The organism is Flavobacterium cheongpyeongense (genome assembly GCF_003202435.1).
Classification (GTDB): domain Bacteria; phylum Bacteroidota; class Bacteroidia; order Flavobacteriales; family Flavobacteriaceae; genus Flavobacterium; species Flavobacterium cheongpyeongense.
The window spans coordinates 108,216-130,896 of the sequence record NZ_QJHK01000013.1; the positions used below are offsets into that span (position 1 = coordinate 108,216).

Here is a 22,681-nt window from a genome sequence, read left to right on the forward strand (position 1 = left end):
AAGAAAATGGAAAAAGTAAAAGCCAAAAAACATTTAGGACAACATTTCCTTAAAGACGAAAGTATTGCAAAAGCGATTGCAGATACTTTGAGCTTAAAAGGATACGATGAGGTTTTAGAAATAGGACCGGGGATGGGTGTGCTTACTAAATATTTGCTTGAAAAACCAATTAACACACACGTAATTGAGATAGATGGTGAATCTGTAGTGTATTTGGGTGAAAACTATCCAAAATTAAAAGATAAAATTATCTCTCAGGATTTCCTGAAATACAATATCAACGAAGTTTACGAAAACAAGCAGTTTGCCATTATCGGAAACTTTCCTTATAATATTTCGACACAGATCGTTTTCAGGACTTTAGAGTTTAAACATCAGATCCCAGAGTTTTCGGGAATGTTTCAAAAAGAAGTTGCAGAACGAATCTGCGAGAAAAAAGGCTCAAAAGCTTACGGAATCTTATCCGTTTTGGCTCAGGCTTTCTATGATACTGAGTATTTGTTTACTGTTGACGAAAATGTTTTTATTCCTCCGCCCAAGGTGAAATCGGGTGTGATGAAAATGACCCGAAAGGAAGATTATAGTCTTCCATGTGGCGAGAAGTTATTTTTTACAGTTGTAAAAACGGCTTTTCAGCAAAGACGAAAAACATTACGTAACAGTTTGAAAACATTAAATTTATCAGATAATTTGCGGGAAGACACTATCTTTGATCTTCGACCAGAGCAACTTAGCGTTGATGAATTTATTTTTTTGACTCAAAAAATAGAAGCCGATGGAGTTCAAAGTTAGCAAAGAATTAATTCACCAATTAGAAGAGCACATTGTTCAGAAAAACGACAAAGAACTTGAAGTTTTATTGAACGATCTGCATCACGCCGATATTGCTGAAATCCTCGATGAACTGGATTTTGACGATGCAACCTATATTTTTAAGGTTTTAGATAGTGATAAAACCGCTGAAATTCTTCTTGAATTAGAAGATGATCTGCGTGAAAATATCCTAAGCAGGCTTTCGCCAAAAGAAATTGCCGAGGAGCTTGATGAACTCGAAACCAATGATGCCGCAGATATTATTGCCGAACTTTCACAGGAAATCAAAGCAGAGGTAATTTCGGAATTAATTGACGTTGAGCACGCAAAGGACATTGTTGACTTATTGCGTTACGACGAAAATTCTGCCGGTGGTTTGATGGGAAAAGAACTGGTAAAAGTCAATGAGAACTGGAATGTACTGACTTGCGTAAAAGAAATGCGTATTCAGGCCGAAAATGTGTCCAGAGTACACTCTATTTATGTAGTTGATGACGAGAACCGCTTAAAAGGAAGATTGTCACTCAAAGATTTACTGACCACTTCGACCAAAACCCAGATTGGGGATATTTATATCAGAAAATTAAATTTTGTAAATGTAGATACCGAAGATGTCGAGGTAGCGCGTATCATGCAAAAATATGACCTGGAAGCAATTCCGGTTGTAGATGAATTGGGTCGTCTTGTTGGGAGGATCACAATTGATGATATCGTAGATGTAATCAAGGATGAAGCCGATAAAGATTATCAAATGGCTGCCGGTATTACGCAGGACGTAGAATCAAATGATAGTGTTCTTGAACTTACAAAAGCACGTTTGCCCTGGCTTTTAATAGGGATGGTGATTGAAATTATTGCTTCATTTGTATTGAAAGGCAATGAAGGTCTTTTTCAAAAATATTCGACACTCTTTATTTTTGTGCCTTTATTATCAGCTACTGCTGGAAATATTGGGGTTCAGGCATCGGCAATCGTGGTTCAGGGTTTGGCAAATGGAACGCTAAAAGAATTCAGCAGAGGATATTTTACCAAAGAAATTACGGTTTCAATGATTTCAGGAACCATTATTTCATTGCTTTTATTAGGATTTCATTCTATCATGTATCAACAATATTTGGTAGGATTTGCCATTTCAATTTCGATGATTGTGGTCATTTTATTTGCCGCAACATTAGGAACTTTGGTACCGCTTTTTCTTCATAAAAACAAAATAGATCCTGCAATAGCAACCGGACCTTTTATCACAACAACCAATGACGTTTTTGGAATTATGCTCTATTTTGGAGTAGCCAGAATCATTTTAGGATTTTAGATTTTTTCCACAAATTGATGTATTATCGTGATTATAGATTTATAAAATCGACGTAATTTGTGACCGAAAAAACATGCTATTAATAAGCCAACTAATTAGTAATGAAAGTACATATCATAGGAGGAGGAAACCTTGGTGTTTCTATTGCCCTGGGAATTGCTAAATTCTCACAAAGCCACAAAGTAACTGTAACGAGAAGAAATACGGACAGTATTCAATATTTAACAGAATTTGGAATTGCAGTTTCATCTGACAATAAACACAATATTGAGGAAGCAGATGTAATTATTTTAACGATTAAACCGTATCAGGTTGATACTGTTTTAGCCGAGATTTTACCTGTTATTCAGGGAAGAACGATCGCATCTGCAGTAAGCGGATTGTCACTGGAGATGCTTCAGTCAAAAACAAATAATCAATATCCCGTTGTTAGGATTATGCCCAATATCGCGGCACAATTTGGCGAATCGGCAACTTGTATTTCTTTTCCTGAAAAAGACAGGGAGAAAGCTTTGCCAATTGTCGATTTATTTCAGGATTTAGGAACAGCTCCGGTAATTGATGAGAAATTAATGGATGCAGCAACTGTTTTAGGTGCCTGCGGAACAGCTTATGCTTTAAGATATATTCGTGCTTCAATGCAGGCTGGAATCGAAATCGGGTTTGATTCCCAGACTGCTCTTGCAATTGCAGCACAGACAGTTAAAGGAGCGGCCAAAATGCTGTTAGAAGAAAGAGTGCATCCGGAACAATTAATTGATCGTGTAACGACTCCGCAGGGTTGTACTATTGTTGGTCTGAATGAAATGGAGCATAATGGTTTCAGTTCGTCATTAATTAAAGGAATCAAAACTTCTTTGAAACAGATAAAAGGATAATTTTTAAAAGAAATTCCGATATAAAAAATTCCAAATTCTAAACTAAACGTTTGAATTTGGAATTTTGTTTTTAGGTGGAGATTTACTCTTCACGAGTATAAACTGTATTTTTGTAATCAAATTAAAAAACAATGAGTATAAAGATTTTACATATCGACAGCAACCACCCCATTCTTTGGCAGCAATTGGAAGAAGCAGGTTTTGAAAATCATGCCGATTTTACCTCTTCAAAAGAGGAAATCGAATCCAAAATTGAGAATTATAACGGAATTGTAATTCGGAGCCGTTTTAAAATCGATAAACAGTTTATAGACAAAGCGGTCAACCTTCAGTTTATTGCCCGAGTAGGAGCAGGTCTTGAAAGCATAGATTGTGATTATGCTTTAGATAAAGATATTAACCTTATTGCGGCTCCGGAAGGTAATTGCAATGCTGTTGCAGAACATACATTAGGCATGATTTTGTCTCTTTTTAATAAACTAAATCAGGCAGATAGCGAAATCCGTTCCGGAGCATGGAACAGAGAAAGTAATCGTGGTCATGAACTCGACGGTAAAACGGTTGGGATTATTGGATATGGAAACATGGGGAAAGCCTTTGCAAAAAAACTACGTGGTTTTGATGTTGAGGTCTTGTGCTATGATATTGCTGATAATAAAGGAGATGAAAACGCAAGACAGGTTTCGTTGCGGGAACTAAAACAAAAAACAGATGTTTTAAGTTTGCATATTCCCTGGACTCCGGAAACAGACAAAATGATCGACCTGAATTTTATAAATGCATTTGCAAAGCCATTTTGGATTATAAACACATCTCGTGGCAAAAATATCGTCACAGCAGATTTAGTTGAAGCTATGAAGTTTGGAAAGGTTTTAGGTGCTGGTCTGGATGTTTTGGAATATGAAAAATTATCTTTCGAAACCCTTTTTCAGGATAAAAATACTCCGGAAGCTTTTCAGTACCTCTTAGACGGTAAAAAAGTGATTCTGACTCCACACATTGCGGGATGGACATTTGAAAGTCATGAACGTCTGGCGCAGGTAATTGTAGATAAAATAAAAGCGTTGTATTTAAAATAATTTCAGATTTAGACCTAGGTTTTAATAACAGGTTTTTTCTGTAAAATTAATTTACAGAATTAGTTTTTCAAGTTATTTTTTTTTAATATTGTTGTTAAATTTAACAAAATTTTAAATAGGGAGTAACCGAAAATCCAAAGAGTAGGAACAATTAATTGATTTTATTATGATTGAATGGTACAAAAAAGTGGTTTTTGAAAACTATGCAAATTTTAATGGTCGTGCCAGAAGAAGTGAATATTGGTACTTCGTATTAGCTCAAATTTTAATTATTTTCGGAGTTATAGCTATAGGGTCGTTTATAGGAACTTTTTTCAATAGTAGTGAGGATGGTTTTCTTATAGCATTTGGTATTGTTGGAATTTATTTGTTGGCAATTTTAATACCGTATTTGGCATTAATTGTGAGAAGGATGCATGATATTGGTAAAAGTGGATGGTTTTATCTTGTTCGTTTTATCCCTGTTATTGGAGGTATATGGATACTTGTTTTATTATGTACTGAAGGTAACTATGGAGAAAATAACTATGGTTTAGATCCTAAAGAAGAGTTTGACGAAATCAACGAAATTGGAAGTAAAGAAGCATAATTAATTAATTTATATTTAAAAAATGGAAACAACAAAACCAGAAGAACATTGGAATAATCCTCCAGTTCGTAGAGAAGAAAATAAAAAAGTTTTAGCAGGTGTCCTTGGTATTGTATTAGGAGGATTTGGTGTGCATAAATTCGTTTTAGGCTATACTCAGGAAGGAATAATCCAATTAATAGTAACTTTAGTTACTTGTGGAATGGGAAGTCTAATTGGTTTTGTGGAAGGAATCATTTACCTGACAAAAACAGACGAAGATTTCTATCAAACCTACCAGGTTGGTAAAAAAGGCTGGTTTTAAAAACATAAAACCCCAATTCTAAAGAGTTGGGGTTTGTCTTTTTATATAAATATTTTAACTAATATCTTCTTTCTCTGCTAACTTGCGTTCCAGTTCTATCTGAAACTCTTCGATAACCGGTTTCATGGTGCTTTCCGGTATATCTGCAATCCTGATGTACATTAATCCGTCTACGGCGTTATTAAACAGTGGATCAACGTTAAAAGCGACTACCCGCGCATTTTGCTTGATGTATTTTTTTATTAAAACCGGCAAGCGTAGATTACCCGGTTCTAACTCATCGATAATTTTGTCGAATTTGTTCAGGTCTGATTCAGCTTCGTCAAAAATAAAATCTTTATCAGCGTCTTTCAGTTTTACTTTATAAGCCTTTTTTGGGTGAATGTATTGCGCAATATACGGATCATAATAGTTCGACTTCATAAACTCAATCATTAACGATTTTGAGAAGTCAGAGAACTGGTTACTGATACTTACACCACCGAGCAAATATTTGTGTTCAGGATAACGTAACGTTGTATGGATGATTCCTTTCCATAACAAGAAAAGAGGCATTGGTTTTTGCTGATAATCTTTGATGATAAAAGCACGTCCCATTTCGATTGATTTGTGCATCATATCATGCAACTCCGGTTCAAATCTAAAAAGATCATTCAGATAAAAACCTTCTATTCCGTATTTTAGGTAAATTTCAGAACCTAAGCCCATGCGGTAGGCACCTGCAATTTTTTTAGTATCCTCATCCCACAAAAACATGTGATGATAATATTGGTCAAATTGGTCTAAGTCAATAGATTCATTGGTTCCTTCTCCCACTTCACGAAATGTAATTTCACGTAAACGCCCAATTTCATGCAGGATATTCGGAATTGTTTTCGCTCTAGCAAAAAATACCTCATAGTTTTTACTCTGCAATAAACGACAATCACTATTTCTTAAAGCCTGTACTTCATCAATCATTTCTGATTCGTTTGCCGCAGTAACGATTTTTTTAGGGGCTTTCGGAATTTTCAAATTGGCAGGATCCAGTAATTTATGTTCTTTTTCAAAAGGATTGGCCAACATATAGGTTTTCTTTCTTAAAAATTCAGAGTATTCTTCAAAAGATTCGATTTCGTTTTGCTCGTTTACTGAAATGGGTTTACCAATACGAACCTTAATCACGCGGTCTTTTTGCGTAAGAAGCTCTGATGGTAATTTTGCAGTCCGCAAAGTATCGTCTATTTTAGAAAGCCAATAAAATAATTGACTGTTTTTGGCATGAAAATAAATAGGAACAACCGGAACTTTTGCTTTTCTGATCAGTTTCAAAGCACCTTCTTCCCAAGGTTTATCGACAACTAATTTTCCATCCCTGTAAGTGGAGACCTCACCGGCAGGGAAAATTCCTAATGGTTTTCCATCGCTTAAATGACGCAAAGTTTCTTTGATTCCCACCACACTTGATTTAGCATCCTTATGATTTTCAAAAGGATTTACCGGCATGATGTATTTTTTTAACGGAACAATTCTGTGTAACAGAAAGTTGGCAATAATTTTGAAGTTTGGTTCTCTCTCAAGCATTAATTTCAAGAGTAAAATTCCATCAATTCCTCCAAGCGGGTGGTTTGAAATAGTAATATAGGCACCGTCTTTTGGTAAACGCTTTAAATCTTCTTCAGGAATTTCAAACTTAATTTGTAATTCGTCCAGAATCCCGTTTAAAAAAGGCACGTCTTCCAGATGTTTGTTGTGATCGTAAATTTTATTAAGGGTCGATATCTTAAGAACCTTCATAAGAATCCAGCCAGAAAAAGTACCGAAAACTCCGTACTTCTCAACATTTATTGCCTTTGCAACTTCTTTCGCGGTAACTAAACCCATCTACTATTTTTAATTTATTAGAACAGCGAACAAAGATAACAAAAAACTCTACTTTTACTGTTTGTTATGCAAACTTTCCGCATTTTTATTACTTTTGAGAATCTAAAAAAATCGAATGAAAATTATTTCTTATAATGTAAACGGAATACGCGCCGCTATTTCAAAAGGCTTTATTAACTGGCTTCAGCAGGCGAATCCTGATGTAATTTGTCTGCAGGAAATTAAGGCTACTCAGGAACAAATTCCAACCGAAGATATTACGGCTGCAGGTTATCCGTACCAATATTACTATCCCGCAACCAAAAAAGGATATAGCGGTGTAGCCATTTTGTCCAAAATAGAACCTAATAAGGTTGTTTATGGAACCGGAATACACCACATGGATTTCGAAGGCAGAAATCTTCGTGCCGATTTTGATGATGTATCGGTAATGAGTTTGTACCTTCCATCCGGAACTAACATTGAAAGATTAGATCATAAATTTATGTTTATGGATGATTTTCAGGTTTATGTAAATGAATTAAGGGTCACAATCCCTAACATCATTATTTGTGGAGATTACAATATTTGCCATGAAGCAATCGACATTCACGATCCCGTTCGCAACAAAACCGTATCCGGATTTTTGCCTCAGGAACGAGCCTGGCTCGACGGATTTATGAAGTCGGGTTTTATCGACAGTTTCCGTCATTTCAACAAAGATCCCCATCATTATACCTGGTGGAGTTACCGTGCCGGAGCCAGAGGAAATAACAAAGGCTGGCGTATCGATTATAACCTGGTAAGCCAACCGCTGGAACACAGATTAAAACGAGCTTTGATACTTCCTGATGCAATACATTCAGACCATTGTCCGGTTTTAGTTGAGATTGAGTAATTCTGGTATTGTTATTGCTGGCAAAGCAAAGTTGTAACTCTAAAAGTTGTCATGATTTCTGAGGAGCTATTTACTGCTTTTCATTGCAATCTTTGTGTTTTTAAAGAAAAAACACAAAGGATTTCCATTGCAATCAGGGCTAGGGCATAACGGTAAGAAGAATTTTAAAATGAATTATAACCTATAATTATTTAAATACCATACACAAAATGATTAAAAAAGCCTCACTGGGATTGCTGATTTTAGCAGTTTCGACCTCTTGTGTTTCCAAAAAAATATACAACGATTTGGAAACAAAATATTCCGATTTAAAAAAAGAAAATCGTTCTATTGCTGATGAAAATGCAGATTTAAAAACTGCAAAAAACCAGTTAGAATTGGATCGTGATAAACTTACTAAAGATTTAGCGAGTACAAAGGATGATCTTGCAAAACAAAAAGCTGATCTGGCTGCAGAACAAAAAAAGTACAAAGTACTTCAGGATTCGTATAATGCTCTTGAAAAAAACAGCAATGATGCCTTGGAGAAAAACATGAACAAAAATCGTGATTTGCTGGCTGAATTAGAAGCAAAATCAAAAAAACTGGCTGAAGAACAAGCCCGTTTAGATAAAACTGCAAGCCGTTTGAATGAACTTGAAGCAATGATTGCCGCAAAAGAAGCTGCAATGAGAAAGCTGAAAGAAACCTTGTCTAAAGCCCTGAACGGTTTTGAAGGCAAAGGTCTTACAGTAGAACAGAAAAACGGAAAAGTATATGTTTCTATGGAAAACAAATTGCTTTTCAATTCAGGAAGCTGGGCTGTTGGTTCAGAAGGTAGAAAAGCAGTTGTAGAATTAGGAAAAGTATTGGGCGACAATCCGGATCTTTCTGTCTTGATTGAAGGACACACAGATGATGACCCATATGCAGGTTCCGGACCAATCGCAAACAACTGGGATTTATCTACCAAAAGAGCAACTGCAATCGTAGCAATTTTGAGCGAAAATGACAAAATCAATAAGCAAAAATTAACAGCTGCAGGGCGTAGCGAATTTTCTCCCTTAGCAAGTAATGCCACTCCTGAGGGAAAAGCTAAAAACCGTAGAATCGAAATCATCTTAACGCCAAGATTAGATGAAATCGCTGATATGTTAAACAGCATCAACTAAGCTGATTTTTATAACTTTTAAAAGGCTCAGAGTTTTTAAAACTTTGAGCCTTTTTTTATTGATATGATTTTATAAATTATGCTTTTTCAATTAAAATACTCACAGCATTTCCTCCAAAACCTACTGCATTAATGAGTACTTTTTTTATAGTTTTCGTCTGATTTTGAGCTTTCGCAAAAGGAACATTGATAAACTTATCGTGCTGTATCATCAAAAGCGCTAATTCTAAACTTAAAATTCCTGAAGCTCCAAAAGTGTGACCGATTTTCCATTTATTTGTAGTAAGTAATGGTAAGTTTTCTCCAAAAACTTTTTCAATCGCACGTAGTTCCGTTAAATCGCCTTTTATGGTTCCTGGAGCGTGCATAACAATGATGTCAATATCCTCTAATTTTTCTTCTTTTAAAGCCATTTTCATCGATTTTTGAAAACAGTCTGCTTCTGCAGAAATCGAAATGTTGTGTTCAAGGATTTCGGTGGCATAGCCAACACCCGTGATGTATGCGATTGCATTTTCTTTTTCTCCTGCTTCCAGACAACAAACACCTGCAGCTTCGCCTAAAATCATGGTGTTTTGTGTTTTTTCGAAATCAAATGCCAGATTGGGCCACGAGTCTTTTGTCTGGTCAATACGTGAATATATTTTTAAAGCGCGCATTTGAGCAATCGTAAAATCGGTAAGAGGAGCTTCACTTCCTCCGACTAAAAACTTATCTGCCATTCCTGATTTGAGCCATGCAACCCCATTTAAAATCGAATGAAGCGCAGTAGAACAAGTAATAGAATGCGAAATTTCAGGGCCGGTACTTTGTAAATCATGAGCAATCCAGGAAGATATATTTCCTAAAGTGGTGGTAGGCGAGGCGAGAGTCTGCGCTTTTCCGGTTTCGACATATTCTTTATAATGTTTTTCGAATAAATCGGTTGCCCCGCGGGAAGATCCTATGTTGATTCCGAACGTATCTCCTGATTTCCAGCCAGCTTGTTTAACAGCCTTTCTGGAAGCTGCCAAAGCAAATAGAACAGAATCATCCAAAAATTTATATTTAGGATCTGATTCCCGTACTTCAGCTATAATTTGTTTGGAGTCAGCTTCAAGTGCTGCTACAGAAGTTTCCTGCTGATCTAAGAATTGCTGCGAAAAGCAATGCTGATCGTTAAGGTATTTTTTCCAGACTTCTTCAGCATTATTTCCTAATGGAGAGATAGATGAAAACGCTGTTATGGAGATTTTAGTATTCAAAGTTTTTTATTTAACCGCAAAGTTCGCAAAAGTTTTGGCAAAGTTCGCAGGGTTTAAAATAAATTAAAACATATAAGTGATATAAGTTCATTTAAGCAGGCTGCTTATATTTTCTTATAAAACTTATATGGTGAAAAGCTACACCATTTCAATAGCTTCTTCAATTGTAGCATATACCTTTTGAAGCTGATCGTCAGTCATGATGTAAGGGGGTAAGATATAAACGATGTTTCCCACAGGGCGCAAAATAACTCCTTTGTCAATAAAGAAATTATACAATTTGGTGCGCATAGAGCCATAATAACTTTCCTCAGAATCTGATTTTATTTCAACTGCGAAAATAACGCCTAATGTTCTGGCTGTAATTACTTTTGGGTTGCTTTCGATTTTCTTCTGAAATTCTAAATGACTTTTATTGATTCTGTTAATATTAACCTGCATTTCTTCGGTTTGAAGTAAATCGATACTGGCCAAAGCAGCCGCACAACCCGTTGGATTTGCGGTAAACGTATGTCCATGAAATAAAGCTTTATTAATGTCATCATCATAAAAAGCATCAAAAATATCCTGAGTAAAAGTCGTAATTGCCATAGGGATTGTTCCTCCAGTTAAGGCTTTAGACAAACAAATCATGTCTGGATCTGCATCAACATAATCCATTGCAAATGTTTTTCCGGTTTTACCAAAACCTGTCATTACTTCGTCTGCAATAGTCAGTACATTGTTTTTTTTGCAAATTTTGATTAATTCTGCTAAAGCTTCCGGTTCATACATAACCATTCCTGCAGCTCCCTGTACCAAAGGCTCAAATATAAATCCGGCGCAATTGTGATTCTGAATTACGTTTTCTAAGGCATCAAAACTACCTTGTTCCCGGCCTTTTACCGGAACAGGGATTCTTACAACATCAATGAACATTCCCTGAAATGCCTGCGTATAGAAAGAAATTCCGCTTGCTGCCATTGCTGCAAAAGTATCTCCGTGAAAAGCATTTTCAAAAGCAATTATGGTAGTTCTTTTTTCACCTTTATTGAAGAAATATTGTAAAGCTACTTTTATGGCTACTTCAACAGCTGTTGATCCATTATCAGAAAAGAAAATTTTCTGCTGATTCTTAGGCAGGATTTCCATCAGTTTTTCGGCCACTTTTATGGCTGGTTCATGAGTAAAACCGCCAAAAAGAACGTGTTCCAGGGTCGTCAATTGTTTGTAAATCGCGTCAGCAATAAATTTGTTGCTGTGCCCAAACGGATTTACCCACCATGACGCAATCGCATCGATATATTCTTTATTGTTCTCGTCCCAAAGCAAGGCGCCTTCACCTTTTGAAATTGCTATTGGGATTTGAGAAGTTTTGTGCTGGGTATAAGGATGCCAAAGATATTGGCTGTCTTTTTCTGTTAAAGTCATAATGGTGAAATGTTTTTTGTTAGATGTGAGATGAAAGCATTTTACTTTTTACAAAACACATTTTACATTTTTAATAGATTTTCCCGAAACAAATCGGCATATTCTTTAATTACATTTTGGTCAAAAAACGGCTCTTCATCAATTCTTCCGATGCATTTTATTCCGGTTTTATTCAGAATCAAACTTTCAGTCGATTTGTTTTCGTTTCCGCTAAAGATAATTCCGGAAATTTCAAAACCTCTATTTTGAATTGCTTCAATGGTCAATAAGGTATGATTAATGCTTCCAAGATAATGTCTTGAAACTATAACGATTTTATAATCTGACTGAATTAAATCTGCAATCGTGTCTTTTTCGTTTAACGGTACAAAAATTCCTCCTGCGCCTTCAATAACCAAATGATTTTCTGTTTTTGGTTCCTGAATTTGTTCTAAATCGATTGTGATTTGATCTATTTTTGCTGCCAGATGAGGACTCGCAGGGGTGTGTAACTCATAAGCATTTGGATAGAACTCAGATTTGAAATTTGAAATTCGGGATTTTACTTTATGAGTATCTGAATTATCAAGGTCTCCAGCCTGAATTGGTTTCCAGTAATCTGCTTCTAAAGCTTCCACAATAATGGAAGAAGCAATTGTTTTACCTACATCTGTGGAAATCCCGGTTACGAATAGTTTCATTTCTTTGTTTTTAATGGAGTACAAAAATACCAATAAAAACAAAGCCCATCATTATGATAGGAATGTGTTTTATTCTTCTTTTAATTCGTCTATGACTTTTCTGATTTCTTTGGCATATTTTCCGTAAAATTTATGAACCCACCATTCTAAAATAACACCCATAAAAAGCATGCTAAAAACCACAATTGAAAACAATGCTATCAATTGATAATTAGTAAATTCTTTTGAGATAAACCCCGGAATTTTAGAGAATTCAAAATAAAGAAAACTTATCAGATACAGAATTAAAAATGGCGTTAAGGCAAATCCAAAGGTTTTATACAACTCCATATTTAACCTTATATCGAAATAAGTTTCGTATAAATTGTCTTTTGTTTTTAAGGTAATTGAGCTTAATCTTTTGTAAAAAACATAAAACTTAAATAAATAATAGGCACATACCGCCACATAAAAACTAAAAAGCAGGTAATATAAAGTCGTCATTTTTTCAGGAAAACTGTACATCAAAGGGACAAACCCTACCAAAACAATTGAAAAAACTTGATAAATAAATTCATTTTTCAAATTTTTTCTGATTCTGTCTAATGGCGTATTTACGGATTGTATTTTTTCCAGGTTGTTTGGAAGAACCACATTATCTGTCTTTTCGTTATTCCATGCATTTTGTATGTCGTTAAAGTCCATATCCCTGATTTTTAATTATTTCTTTTAATTTTTCTTTTGCCCTGTTTAATTTTACTCTGGCATTCCCCTCAGAGATTCCCATATTTTGGGAAATTTCTTTATGAGAGAACCCTTCTAACTGATAGAAAATAATCGCTTTGTCAATTTTTTCAAGTTTCTGAACTGCTTTATAAAAATGATCCAACTGGCTTTCTTTTATATGTGCATCACCTTCGTCATCCTTAATGTTTTCTGAAACAATTTCATATTTATCAACTTTACGTTTCTCTTTTTTTAAGAAAACGATGGCCGTGTTTACCGCCACGCGATACATCCAGGTCGAAAACTGGCTTTCGTTTCGAAACGTATCGTACGATTTCCAAAGCTGGCAAACAATCTCCTGAAATAAATCCTGCTGATCGTCAGGTTTATCCATGTACATTTTGGAAATTTTGTACATAATTCCCTTGTGATTTTCTATCAGATTTAAAAACGTTTGTTCTTTTTCTTTCAAGACGGTTTTAGTTCATTACTGGTTTAACTGTATATCCTGCTTTTCTCAATAAATTGATTATTCCTAAATCTCCATCCAAATGCGCTGATCCTACAGCGATAAATGTACTTTCATTTTTGATTAGCTCAGGGATTGTTTTTAGCCAATTTTGATTTCTGTTGTCCAGAATCGTTTTTTTGGTTTCTTCAGTTATTATTTTTTTATCAGTAGTAATATTATATAAGGCAGTTATGTTTTCCTCTTTGTATTGTGCAACTAATTTATCGGTTTCTTCCTTGCTTAATTCTTCCAGTATTTTAATCATTTCCGTATCAGAATAGGCATTCTCAAACATATTCATTTGCTCTTTTACTGTTTCTAATCCGGCAATCTTAAGTTTTCGTTGTTTAGCCGTTTCAATAAAACTCATTTCGTAAAATTTCAGGTCATTACAACCAAAACTTTTCATACTTATTAAACTCATTACGGTAAATAAACTAAAACTATCAACTTGCTGAATGGTCATTCCGGCTTTTTTTTGCAGAATATTATCTAATTTTAATAAGTCTTGCGCATTTAGTGTTTTGCTAAGTGGTTGTTTGCCCATTGCCATTTGCTGCAAATCTGTCATTTGTTTTGGATCGGACAGGTCGATTTCCAAAATTAATTTACTCGAAGATTCAAAGGCTTTTTTTGCTTTTTCAGAAAGAAAATAATCTGTTGAGCAAATCATATGGATAGTGCCGTATAAATAGGAAGGTTTTGATAGTCCGTTTCCTGAAACTTCCCATAAAAGTGAATTTTCTAATTTTGGAGATTTTGTCTGTGCGTGAGTTGCAGTACTTAAAATAATTGTGATTCCTATTACTGCTGATTTGATTAAATTTTTCATGATTTTGATTGATTAAAGTTAGGATTAATTGATTGATTGATTGAAACTCCTTTTTGTTATTTACTGGATTTCTTTTTCTGTGAGGAAGATATATAATTTAGAAATAAAAATCCTATGATAAACAATAGCAGCAGGCTAAGAAGTTTTATGAAAAAATGAGTTATCATGCCAATTGCAAGTCCTATTGAAGCAAACAGGATACAATTTAAAATGTTTTCTTTTAATGAAGTAAATTGTGATTTCATAATTGTTTTGATTATGACTCGTAAGTAATCGAATATTCAAAACGTTACAAAAGTTTTTATTTTTTTTAGAAAGTGACTAATAATCGATTATGGATGTCTTTTTAAATTTCACAGAGATACACAAACTAAAACGCAGAGATTCACGAAATTATTCTTTGTTGATCTTTTTAAAGTTTTGAGGAATGAAACTAAAAAACAAAATCCCTAAGAAGTTCCAAAACCTGATTGATTTCTTCTTCTGAATTATAACTGTGAATACAAAAACGCAGGCGTTCCTGACCTTCCGGAACTGTTGGCGAAAGTATGGGTTTTACATCAAAACCTTTATCCTGTAATTGTCGGGCTATACGTTTTACATTTTCATTTCCGGGAACAATGGCAGATTGAATCGCTGATTTGCTTCTGACAAAAATCGGTTTTAAACCTAGTAAATTTTTGTGTTGATTAAAGAATACAATATTTTGGCGCAGTTTTTCAATTGTTTCTTTTTCAATTTCTAAATGCTGATAAGCCACTAAGATTGTAGATACAGAATGTGGTGACAAGCCTGTAGTGTAAATAAAACTTCGGGCGAAATTTACAAGATATTCTTTTAGTTCATAAGTTCCTAAAACCACTGCGCCGTGGCACCCTAATCCTTTTCCGAAAGTCATGATTCGGGCAAAAATTCTATTATGCAAGTTTAATGATTGGATCAAACCTTCACCTTTTTCGCCAAAAACGCCTAGAGTGTGGGCTTCATCAACAATCAAATAACAATTATACTTTTCTGATAGTTCTACCAATTCTTCGAGATTTGGAGTGTCACCATCCATAGAAAAAACAGTTTCGGTGACTATATAGATATTGGTGTCCGGAAATTTTAAGATTAATCGCTCTAAATCCTCAAAATCGTTGTGGTTAAATTTATAAGATTTGGCATTTGACATAGAAATCCCATCCCGAATTGAAGCATGGCTTAATTCATCATACAAAATAATATCATTTCGCTGCGGTACGGCGCTAAAAAAACCAACATTGGTATCGTAACCCGAATTAAAAATTAAAGCCGATTCAGCATTATGAAATTCAGCAATAAAAGTTTCAGCAATTTGATAAAGAGAATGATTTCCCGAAATTAATCGCGAACCCGTAGCGCCATTTTGAATAATCACATTCTCGATTAAATAATGATGAGCCAATTTGAAAATAGCTTCAGATCCTGAAAATCCGATATAGTCGTTTGAAGAAAAATCAATAAGGGTATTAAAACTTGGCAATTGTCTTAATGCATTATTTTGCTTTCGGGTTTCAAGCTTTTGAGTAAGATTTTCGGGTAATTTCATAAAAACAAAGTTATGAATTTCAGATAACTTTTCTGCTAATTCTGGTTTTAACCCAGATGGAAGCGGTATCCTTTGTCTGCCTCCTTTTGACAGACAAAGATATAGCTGGACAGGAGCGAAGCGAATAAACGAAGTAATAGCTCTGAAAACAAAAAAAGCCAAACATTGCTGTCTGGCTTTTTAATTTAGTTACAATTGTCTTAGTCAGCTAAAACAATTATTTTATTGTCTTTCATTTCGATAGTACCTGACACAATATTTAAAGTATAAGTCTGGTCATTTACTTTCGTGAATTTATCAGCAACTTCTTTTGAAAAACCGAAGCTTGAAGCCACAATTTTAATAGTTCCTTTTTCTAAAATAGAAACAATAGGAGCGTGATTGTTCAATATTTGAAAGCTCCCATCAACTCCAGGTAATGTAACCGATGTTACTTCTCCTGAAAATAATTTTGCTTCTGGTGATACTATTTCTAAAATCATCTTTTTTTAGTTTACAGTCTCAGTTATAAGTCTCAGTACTGAATACTGCGACTGAATACTGAAAACTAGATTTATGCTTCAGCCAACATTTTTTCTCCGGCCTCAATAGCATCCTGTATAGAACCTTTCAAGTTGAAAGCAGCTTCAGGAAGGTGATCTAACTCACCATCGATAATCATGTTGAATCCTTTGATAGTATCTTTAATATCTACTAAAACTCCCGGAATACCAGTAAATTGCTCTGCCACGTGGAATGGCTGAGACAAGAAACGCTGAACACGACGAGCTCTTGATACTGAAAGTTTGTCTTCTTCTGATAACTCTTCCATACCTAAGATTGCGATGATATCCTGAAGTTGTTTGTATTTTTGAAGAATCTCTTTTACTCTTTGTGCGCAGTCGTAGTGCTCGTTTCCTAAAATTTGAGGAGTCAAAATTCTTGAAGTAGAATCTAACGGGTCAACCGCTGGATAAATACCTAACTCAGCAATTTTACGAGACAATACTGTTGTAGCATCTAAGTGAGCAAACGTTGTTGCCGGTGCCGGGTCTGTTAAGTCATCCGCAGGAACGTAAACAGCCTGTACAGATGTAATAGATCCTTTGTTTGTAGAAGTAATACGCTCTTGCATCGCACCCATCTCTGTTGCTAATGTTGGCTGGTATCCTACTGCAGATGGCATACGACCTAAAAGTGCTGATACCTCAGAACCTGCTTGTGTAAAACGGAAGATGTTATCAACGAAAAACAATACGTCTTTACCCTGATCTGTTCCTGCTCCATCACGGAAATACTCAGCGATGGACAATCCTGAAAGTGCTACACGTGCACGAGCTCCAGGTGGCTCATTCATTTGTCCGAAAACGAAAGTAGCTTTAGACTCTCTCATTCCTGGCATATCTACTTTAGATAAATCCCATCCTCCATTTTCCATAGAGTGCATGAAATCCTCACCGTATTTAATAATTCCTGACTCTAACATCTCACGAAGCAAGTCATTTCCTTCACGTGTTCTTTCACCAACTCCAGCGAATACTGAAAGTCCACCGTGACCTTTTGCAATATTGTTGATCAATTCCTGAATCAATACAGTTTTACCAACACCGGCACCACCAAACAATCCAATTTTACCCCCTTTTGCATAAGGCTCGATCAAATCGATTACTTTGATACCTGTAAATAAAACTTCAGATGAAGTTGATAAATCTTCAAATTTAGGAGCTTGTCTATGGATAGGTAAACCATTTTCTCCAGTTTTAGGTAATTCACCTAAACCATCAATTGCATCTCCAACAACATTAAATAATCTTCCATATACATCAGGACCGATTGGCATTTGGATTGGATTTCCTGTGCCAACTACTTCATATCCTCTTGACAAACCGTCTGTTGAGTCCATAGAGATTGTACGCACCGTGTTTTCACCAATGTGAGATTGTACTTCTAGAACTAACAATGTTCCGTCTTTTTTCGTGATTTCTAATGAATCATAAATTTTTGGAAGTTCAACATCCTTGCCGTTGAAAACTACGTCAACTACTGGTCCAATGATTTGAGCAACTTTTCCTATTACTTTTGACATTACTTATGTGTTTATTAAATAGCTATTTAGGTTTATCGAAAATACCTCTTTTTTCAGAGCGCAAAGATAAATTTTTAAAATATAAAATCAATATTTTTTTTATAAAAAATACGTGGTTTTTTGTTATACTCTTAAAACGGGTCATTCAAATATCTAATAATATAAAATTTAGTATTAATAAAAAAACCACTACGTTATAGAACGAGTGGCTTTTTTTACTAAAAAAAGTGGCTTTACTATAGCGTTTTAGGAAATAAAATTTGATAATTTCCTAAATTAACTGCTTTTATATTAGAACCATATTTTAGGTTTATGGCTTCAATGAATTTATTAGCAATTAATGCATATCCTCTTGGCGAAGGATGAACACCGTCTAAAGAAAAAGCTCCTCCTGTTACAAATGTAGATGTCAATGTATAGTTATCTGAAACAATTCCATTTGGTTTTCCTAATTCTTCCATTATAGATTTAGCATCAACAAGTGCTAAGTTATTGGTTTCCGAGGCTGTTTTAATGGTTAAATTGTAAGCTGTGGTAGCCGTTTCAATCTCAGAGACTTCACTAGGTAATAAAACATATCGGTCAGGTAAAGGAAAAGTTATTCCTAATTGGGATAAAGACGGTGAAGGAGAAGCAATTCCGTCAATTGCTACTGATGGAGTTTTTCCTATTCTGGCAGAAGCACTTAAACAAATTAAATCTGTTGGTAAAGTCTGTCTTGCTTTGCCGAAAACCTGACCTAGTACAGTAGCAGTAGTAGCATCTAATCCTCCTCCCATTAAGACAGCTTTTAAACTTGCTGACAAATCGGTTAAATTTTCATCTACCATAATCATTGGGTTGTTTCCGGTTGAAGATAAGAGTTTTATTCTGTCACCTTGTCCTAAATAGGCTAATGCGTTATGTATTGGACCGTATAATTGAGCATTCAAAGTGTTTACAAGGTTAACTCCGCTAACAGTCAAATTAGCCTGAGTTAATTGATTGTACTTGATTACATAAAAATAAGGCAGGGTAGTTATGACTGGTAAATTGGCTATAACACCTTTTCTGCCTCCAGTTGTAAGCTGTGCGATTAATGTTTTGTAAGTCGCATCAAATGTTGCAGCAGGTGTCAAAGGATTCACAGTTGGATCTCCACCTGATGTTGCATAACCTAATTCATCATTTCCTCCTATCCACAGAGAAAAGAAAGTAGGGTTTTGACTTATTGCATCAGCCAAAACTGTTGTTGTTGGACTTGATGCAAAACGTGCAAAATACGGATTTGCAGTTCCCGCCGCTACACCTGCAGGATTACCATAGCCTGGCGCTAACAAATGGAAGCTTTTGGCCCCGGGAACTCCTAAGTTAGTAAACGTTCCCGAAAGGTGTGTTGTAACTTCTGTTGTTGGTGTGCCTACAACAGAAACAGGAGTGCTGGTGGTAGTATCAAAATATAAGCGTGATCCGGTGATTACATTTCCTCCTAATAACAATCCACCGATATTGTCATTTGTAAATGGGGTTGTAAAAGTGCCTCCTCCAACAGTGGCAAACTGTTGTGCTAAAATATTCGGATATGCGCCTTCCTGACCTTTAATGAATAGAGCATTATCACTAAAACCTGCAGCAAAAGAATCACCTAATGCGACATATTTTGAGAAATCTGCGGTGCCTGAAGTTAAAGGTAGTCCGTCTGATGAGTTTGTGTCTTTTATTGTGTCGTCATCGCTATTACAAGCTGCAAAGGTTAAAGAAACCAACAACAGCCATTTGAAATTTTTTATCATAATTCGTATATTTTGAAATTATTGTTTTGCTGAATTTTTAGCAAGTAAATAATGTGTTGATTACTCATTTTAATTATGGGTTGATTGTCCAGGATGCAAAATATTGCTGACCAATTAATCCTGCGCCAATTACCTGTGTATATTCTTTTCCTCCTATGTTGGATGCGCCTAATTTAAAAGTCGATTTTAATTTTGGCATTGCATAATTAATCTGTGCATCGATTACTGTGGCAGATTCAATTGTTCCGTCTGCAAAAGTCGATTGCCATTCATATTCGCTATTCCATCTTGCGCTGACATTAAAACCGAAATTTTTAAATAATTTTTCGTTTCCGATAGAGGCTTTAAATCTGTGTTTTGGAGTGTTAAAACCAGCTTCAAAACTAGGGTCTTTTGACTGGTCAAAATCAAATTGAGCGTAATTATAGTTTAATCCTAACTCAAAATCTGCGATTATTTTTTTAGACAAACCTACTCCAAATCCTAATGAATGAATTTCTACATTAGAATTTGTATATATTTGATACGCTCTGTATTCTCCATTTATCAGTCCACGTACAGATTGAAATCCTCGGTCAGCTGTTCCTCCGGCTAGATTAGGGCTGTCCTGAGCTGTTCCGTAATAAGTAGAAACGACATTAAGGTTGCCTATAAAATCATTGTAAATGTTGTAATACCCGTTAAGATCTATTGAAATATCTTCAAAAATGGAACGGTATCCCAATTCAAAAGCTTTTACTTGCTCTGGTTTTACGTAATTAGCTCTTGTTTTCTTTAACAAGGCTGCCGCAGCGGTTGGATTAGTTCCAGCTAATGCGCTAAACGCTTCAACTGAACTTGCAAGATAGGAGTTGTTGTAAGCATCTTCTCCTGTCATAATTTTTGTTGAGTTATTGTCGTTATAGCTTTGACCTTCTGTACTTAAAGTAAAAGTTTCGCGAAATCTTGTGAGGTTATCAGGAGCGGATCCTATCAATACTGCTCGACCAATATTAAATCCAATATATTGATCCTGCGTGGTAGGATTTCTAAAACCGGTTTGGAAAGAGGCTCTGAAGTTGTGATTTTTCTTTTCACCTCCTGAATATACAAGAGATAATCTTGGCGAATAATTCCCATCAAAGTTTTTGGATTTATCATAACGAATAGAGCCTGTAAACTTTAATCTGTCATCGAGAAATCTTTTTGTTAATTGTGTGTAAACACCATATTCGTTATAGTTGATTGGTCCATCTGCATCGGTGTATATTCTTCCATGAGAATTTAATTCGTACAGTCTGTAAGATCCTCCTACCTGAATTTCGGCAATTTTGATAAGGTCTTTAAAGTTGTAATTTGCATCAGAATGGTAAATTTTGGAGTTATCTACCAATTTTGATCCCGAAAGGACACTTTCATCTTCAATCACCTGATTGAAAGCGTTTTGAAATTCTGTTGTTCCTGGTAAAAAGCGCCCTGTATCAGCGGTTGCTCTTGCAGTAGCGTGAGCCTGTTGAGGTGTCATGCCTCCTAAAGTCCCCTGTATGTATGCGCCTGCATATTGCCCAAACCAAGTGTTGTCATCTTTCCATTTTCTGTTTACGTTTATTCCTGTAAAAACCATATCATATGAGTGCCCTCCATCTTCTGTTGTCATATATCCTCTTAAGAAAAAGTTTTTTCCTTTAAATTCTAATTTATGCTGCTGCATAAAAAAATCGTTTAAGTAATATCTGTTGGCTCCCTGATAAACAGCGTTCCCAAAACCAAATTTACTTTGCCAGATAATTTCTAGTCTTTCGTCTCCAAAAGGTCTTCCATGAAAAGAAAAATCAATTTTAGTGTTACCAGCTTTGTTGTTTGTAAGGTCAATTTCATTATATCCTGTTCTGCTCACATTACTGTTTGGTAAAAGATTTACCGCTCCAGCGGGTATTATACCAAGTGCCGCTAATCTTTGCCCGACCCCTTTAATGTTTGTAGTGGCTTCATCTCCATAAACGTTTACACCGTCATAATTTGGATTTGTTCTGTCGATTCCGGCAATTGTTTTGTCATTGTAATCAGTTGCATACCAATCTGTAGCCTGCATATATGTGAAATTGGCTTTAGCAGCAAAATATTTATTAAATGCGTGTGCGAATCTTATCCCGAAATCATAATAATTATTTGTTCCGGCAGCATCTTGTGAAGTCATTCCGTATTTAAAATAAGTCGAAACTCCTTGATTTGTAAATGGACTTTTGCTGTTCATAAACAGGATTCCGTTAAAAGCATTAGCTCCGTATAAGGCTGAAGAAGCTCCAGGTAGTAATTCAACACTCTGAACATCAATTTCTGATACTCCAATCATATTTCCTAAAACGAAATTTAATAGCGGTGATGAATTGTCCATTCCGTCAACTAATTGAAGGAAACGAGTATTGGCTACTGTTGCAAATCCTCTTGTATTAATTGATTTAAAAGACATACTGCTCGTATTCATTTGTACTTCTTTTAAATTTTCGAGACCATCATAAAATGATGGGGAGGCAGTTTTTTTAATATCCTTAATACCCATTCTTTCGATAGTTACAGGAGATTCTAATACACGTTCTGCTGTTCTGGATGCTGAAACTACTATTTCATCCAATTTGGTCTCTTCCTCTTTTAAAACTACACTTACATTTTGATTTGCAGATGTAATGTTGACCGTTCTGGTTTCGAAGCCTACAGCAGATATTTTGATCGTAAAAGGAGGTTTTGATGCTGTACTCAATTTAAATGTGCCGTCAAAATCGGTAGAAGCCCCACTTGAACTTCCAACTACATTAACATTAGCTCCGGGAATAGATTGTTTGTTGCTGTCTGTTACAGAGCCTGTAACTATATTTTGCGAAAAAGTTAATCCGCTGATAAACAACATAATTAGTAAATACGCTCTCATCTTTAGTTTTTTGGTTAGTTTATATAGCCAAAATACGAATAATTTTGATATTAATAAAAAAACGTTAAAAAAAATTAATATTTATCATATTTTAATCGTTTATCTTAACTATTCTACAGGGC

General features: G+C 35.3%; 20 protein-coding genes. 8 read left to right on the forward strand and 12 right to left on the reverse strand.

Annotation, left to right across the window (positions count from 1 at the left end; all coding sequences use genetic code 11):
• The first annotated feature begins 6 nt into the window (after positions 1 to 6).
• From rsmA to DMB65_RS14865, 6 genes are all read left to right on the forward strand, one after another.
• Entirely contained in the window at positions 7 to 792 is a 786-nt protein-coding gene (gene rsmA / locus DMB65_RS14840; RefSeq protein WP_110307423.1) for a 16S rRNA (adenine(1518)-N(6)/adenine(1519)-N(6))-dimethyltransferase RsmA, read from the forward strand.
• Positions 776 to 2,125 carry a magnesium transporter gene (gene mgtE, locus DMB65_RS14845; protein WP_110307424.1) on the forward strand — a complete coding sequence of 450 codons (1,350 nt, stop codon included), beginning with the start codon at positions 776 to 778 and terminating at the stop codon, positions 2,123 to 2,125. The genes rsmA and mgtE overlap by 17 nt, the downstream gene beginning before the upstream one ends.
• Before the next feature lie 101 nt (positions 2,126 to 2,226).
• Entirely contained in the window at positions 2,227 to 3,003 is a 777-nt protein-coding gene (gene proC, locus DMB65_RS14850) for a pyrroline-5-carboxylate reductase (RefSeq protein WP_110307425.1), read from the forward strand.
• A 131-nt stretch (positions 3,004 to 3,134) separates the two neighbouring features.
• On the forward strand, positions 3,135 to 4,082 hold the full coding sequence (locus DMB65_RS14855) for a 2-hydroxyacid dehydrogenase (RefSeq protein ID WP_110307426.1): 948 nt from the start codon (positions 3,135 to 3,137) through the stop codon (positions 4,080 to 4,082).
• Positions 4,083 to 4,248: 166 nt separating this feature from the next.
• Positions 4,249 to 4,671, forward strand: coding sequence for a DUF805 domain-containing protein (locus tag DMB65_RS14860; RefSeq protein ID WP_110307427.1), 423 nt, complete (start codon positions 4,249 to 4,251; stop codon positions 4,669 to 4,671).
• A gap of 22 nt (positions 4,672 to 4,693) precedes the next feature.
• Positions 4,694 to 4,975 (forward strand): TM2 domain-containing protein, encoded by a 282-nt coding sequence (locus DMB65_RS14865; RefSeq protein ID WP_110307428.1) that lies wholly within the window; start codon positions 4,694 to 4,696, stop codon positions 4,973 to 4,975.
• A 54-nt stretch (positions 4,976 to 5,029) separates the two neighbouring features.
• Here DMB65_RS14865 and DMB65_RS14870 read toward each other — a convergent pair whose 3' ends face one another.
• Positions 5,030 to 6,838 (reverse strand): GNAT family N-acyltransferase, encoded by a 1,809-nt coding sequence (locus DMB65_RS14870; protein WP_110307429.1) that lies wholly within the window; start codon positions 6,836 to 6,838, stop codon positions 5,030 to 5,032.
• A gap of 115 nt (positions 6,839 to 6,953) precedes the next feature.
• On the opposite strand from DMB65_RS14870, the gene DMB65_RS14875 reads away from it, so the two are divergent.
• Both DMB65_RS14875 and DMB65_RS14880 read left to right on the forward strand, forming a co-directional pair.
• Complete coding sequence (locus DMB65_RS14875) at positions 6,954 to 7,715, forward strand: exodeoxyribonuclease III (protein ID WP_110307430.1); 762 nt, start codon at positions 6,954 to 6,956, stop codon at positions 7,713 to 7,715.
• A 209-nt stretch (positions 7,716 to 7,924) separates the two neighbouring features.
• Positions 7,925 to 8,866 (forward strand): OmpA family protein, encoded by a 942-nt coding sequence (locus DMB65_RS14880; protein WP_110307431.1) that lies wholly within the window; start codon positions 7,925 to 7,927, stop codon positions 8,864 to 8,866.
• Positions 8,867 to 8,942: 76 nt separating this feature from the next.
• On the opposite strand, the gene DMB65_RS14885 is transcribed toward DMB65_RS14880, so the two are convergent.
• The 11 genes from DMB65_RS14885 to DMB65_RS14935 all read right to left on the reverse strand — a co-directional run bounded on the left by DMB65_RS14885 (position 8,943) and on the right by DMB65_RS14935 (position 22,559).
• Positions 8,943 to 10,109: a beta-ketoacyl synthase N-terminal-like domain-containing protein gene (locus tag DMB65_RS14885; protein WP_110307432.1), complete on the reverse strand. Its 1,167-nt coding sequence runs from the start codon at positions 10,107 to 10,109 to the stop codon at positions 8,943 to 8,945.
• Positions 10,110 to 10,247: 138 nt separating this feature from the next.
• Positions 10,248 to 11,519 (reverse strand): adenosylmethionine--8-amino-7-oxononanoate transaminase, encoded by a 1,272-nt coding sequence (gene bioA, locus DMB65_RS14890; protein WP_110307433.1) that lies wholly within the window; start codon positions 11,517 to 11,519, stop codon positions 10,248 to 10,250.
• Positions 11,520 to 11,581: 62 nt separating this feature from the next.
• Positions 11,582 to 12,199, reverse strand: coding sequence for a dethiobiotin synthase (gene bioD, locus DMB65_RS14895; RefSeq protein ID WP_110307434.1), 618 nt, complete (start codon positions 12,197 to 12,199; stop codon positions 11,582 to 11,584).
• 69 nt (positions 12,200 to 12,268) lie between these two features.
• Entirely contained in the window at positions 12,269 to 12,883 is a 615-nt protein-coding gene (locus DMB65_RS14900; protein ID WP_110307435.1) for a hypothetical protein, read from the reverse strand.
• Complete coding sequence (locus tag DMB65_RS14905; protein WP_110307436.1) at positions 12,873 to 13,376, reverse strand: RNA polymerase sigma factor; 504 nt, start codon at positions 13,374 to 13,376, stop codon at positions 12,873 to 12,875. The genes DMB65_RS14900 and DMB65_RS14905 overlap by 11 nt, the downstream gene beginning before the upstream one ends.
• Before the next feature lie 7 nt (positions 13,377 to 13,383).
• Entirely contained in the window at positions 13,384 to 14,247 is an 864-nt protein-coding gene (locus tag DMB65_RS14910; RefSeq protein ID WP_110307437.1) for a TraB/GumN family protein, read from the reverse strand.
• A gap of 433 nt (positions 14,248 to 14,680) precedes the next feature.
• A complete protein-coding gene (locus DMB65_RS14915) occupies positions 14,681 to 15,817 on the reverse strand; it encodes an aminotransferase class I/II-fold pyridoxal phosphate-dependent enzyme (RefSeq protein WP_110307457.1) in 1,137 nt (378 codons plus the stop codon).
• A 200-nt stretch (positions 15,818 to 16,017) separates the two neighbouring features.
• Positions 16,018 to 16,299, reverse strand: coding sequence for a F0F1 ATP synthase subunit epsilon (locus DMB65_RS14920; protein ID WP_110307438.1), 282 nt, complete (start codon positions 16,297 to 16,299; stop codon positions 16,018 to 16,020).
• A 71-nt stretch (positions 16,300 to 16,370) separates the two neighbouring features.
• Entirely contained in the window at positions 16,371 to 17,882 is a 1,512-nt protein-coding gene (gene atpD / locus DMB65_RS14925; RefSeq protein WP_110307439.1) for a F0F1 ATP synthase subunit beta, read from the reverse strand.
• Between the two features lie 236 nt (positions 17,883 to 18,118).
• Entirely contained in the window at positions 18,119 to 19,654 is a 1,536-nt protein-coding gene (locus DMB65_RS14930; protein WP_110307440.1) for an SGNH/GDSL hydrolase family protein, read from the reverse strand.
• 73 nt (positions 19,655 to 19,727) lie between these two features.
• Positions 19,728 to 22,559 carry a TonB-dependent receptor domain-containing protein gene (locus DMB65_RS14935; protein WP_110307441.1) on the reverse strand — a complete coding sequence of 944 codons (2,832 nt, stop codon included), beginning with the start codon at positions 22,557 to 22,559 and terminating at the stop codon, positions 19,728 to 19,730.
• Positions 22,560 to 22,681 lie beyond the last annotated feature (122 nt).

Bases quoted from the DNA above. Each gene is read 5' to 3' on its own strand.
- DMB65_RS14875 (WP_110307430.1), top strand. From the start codon at position 6,954: ATGAAAATTATTTCTTATAATGTAAACGGAATACGCGCCGCTATTTCA.
- DMB65_RS14860 (WP_110307427.1), top strand. From the start codon at position 4,249: ATGATTGAATGGTACAAAAAAGTGGTTTTTGAAAACTATGCAAATTTT.
- rsmA (WP_110307423.1), top strand. From the start codon at position 7: ATGGAAAAAGTAAAAGCCAAAAAACATTTAGGACAACATTTCCTTAAA.
- DMB65_RS14910 (WP_110307437.1), bottom strand. From the start codon at position 14,247: ATGAAAAATTTAATCAAATCAGCAGTAATAGGAATCACAATTATTTTA.
- atpD (WP_110307439.1), bottom strand. From the start codon at position 17,882: ATGTCAAAAGTAATAGGAAAAGTTGCTCAAATCATTGGACCAGTAGTT.
- DMB65_RS14870 (WP_110307429.1), bottom strand. From the start codon at position 6,838: ATGGGTTTAGTTACCGCGAAAGAAGTTGCAAAGGCAATAAATGTTGAG.
- DMB65_RS14900 (WP_110307435.1), bottom strand. From the start codon at position 12,883: ATGGACTTTAACGACATACAAAATGCATGGAATAACGAAAAGACAGAT.
- bioD (WP_110307434.1), bottom strand. From the start codon at position 12,199: ATGAAACTATTCGTAACCGGGATTTCCACAGATGTAGGTAAAACAATT.
- DMB65_RS14915 (WP_110307457.1), bottom strand. From the start codon at position 15,817: ATGAAATTACCCGAAAATCTTACTCAAAAGCTTGAAACCCGAAAGCAA.
- DMB65_RS14930 (WP_110307440.1), bottom strand. From the start codon at position 19,654: ATGATAAAAAATTTCAAATGGCTGTTGTTGGTTTCTTTAACCTTTGCA.
- DMB65_RS14855 (WP_110307426.1), top strand. From the start codon at position 3,135: ATGAGTATAAAGATTTTACATATCGACAGCAACCACCCCATTCTTTGG.
- bioA (WP_110307433.1), bottom strand. From the start codon at position 11,519: ATGACTTTAACAGAAAAAGACAGCCAATATCTTTGGCATCCTTATACC.
- DMB65_RS14935 (WP_110307441.1), bottom strand. From the start codon at position 22,559: ATGAGAGCGTATTTACTAATTATGTTGTTTATCAGCGGATTAACTTTT.
- DMB65_RS14920 (WP_110307438.1), bottom strand. From the start codon at position 16,299: ATGATTTTAGAAATAGTATCACCAGAAGCAAAATTATTTTCAGGAGAA.
- mgtE (WP_110307424.1), top strand. From the start codon at position 776: ATGGAGTTCAAAGTTAGCAAAGAATTAATTCACCAATTAGAAGAGCAC.
- DMB65_RS14865 (WP_110307428.1), top strand. From the start codon at position 4,694: ATGGAAACAACAAAACCAGAAGAACATTGGAATAATCCTCCAGTTCGT.
- proC (WP_110307425.1), top strand. From the start codon at position 2,227: ATGAAAGTACATATCATAGGAGGAGGAAACCTTGGTGTTTCTATTGCC.
- DMB65_RS14880 (WP_110307431.1), top strand. From the start codon at position 7,925: ATGATTAAAAAAGCCTCACTGGGATTGCTGATTTTAGCAGTTTCGACC.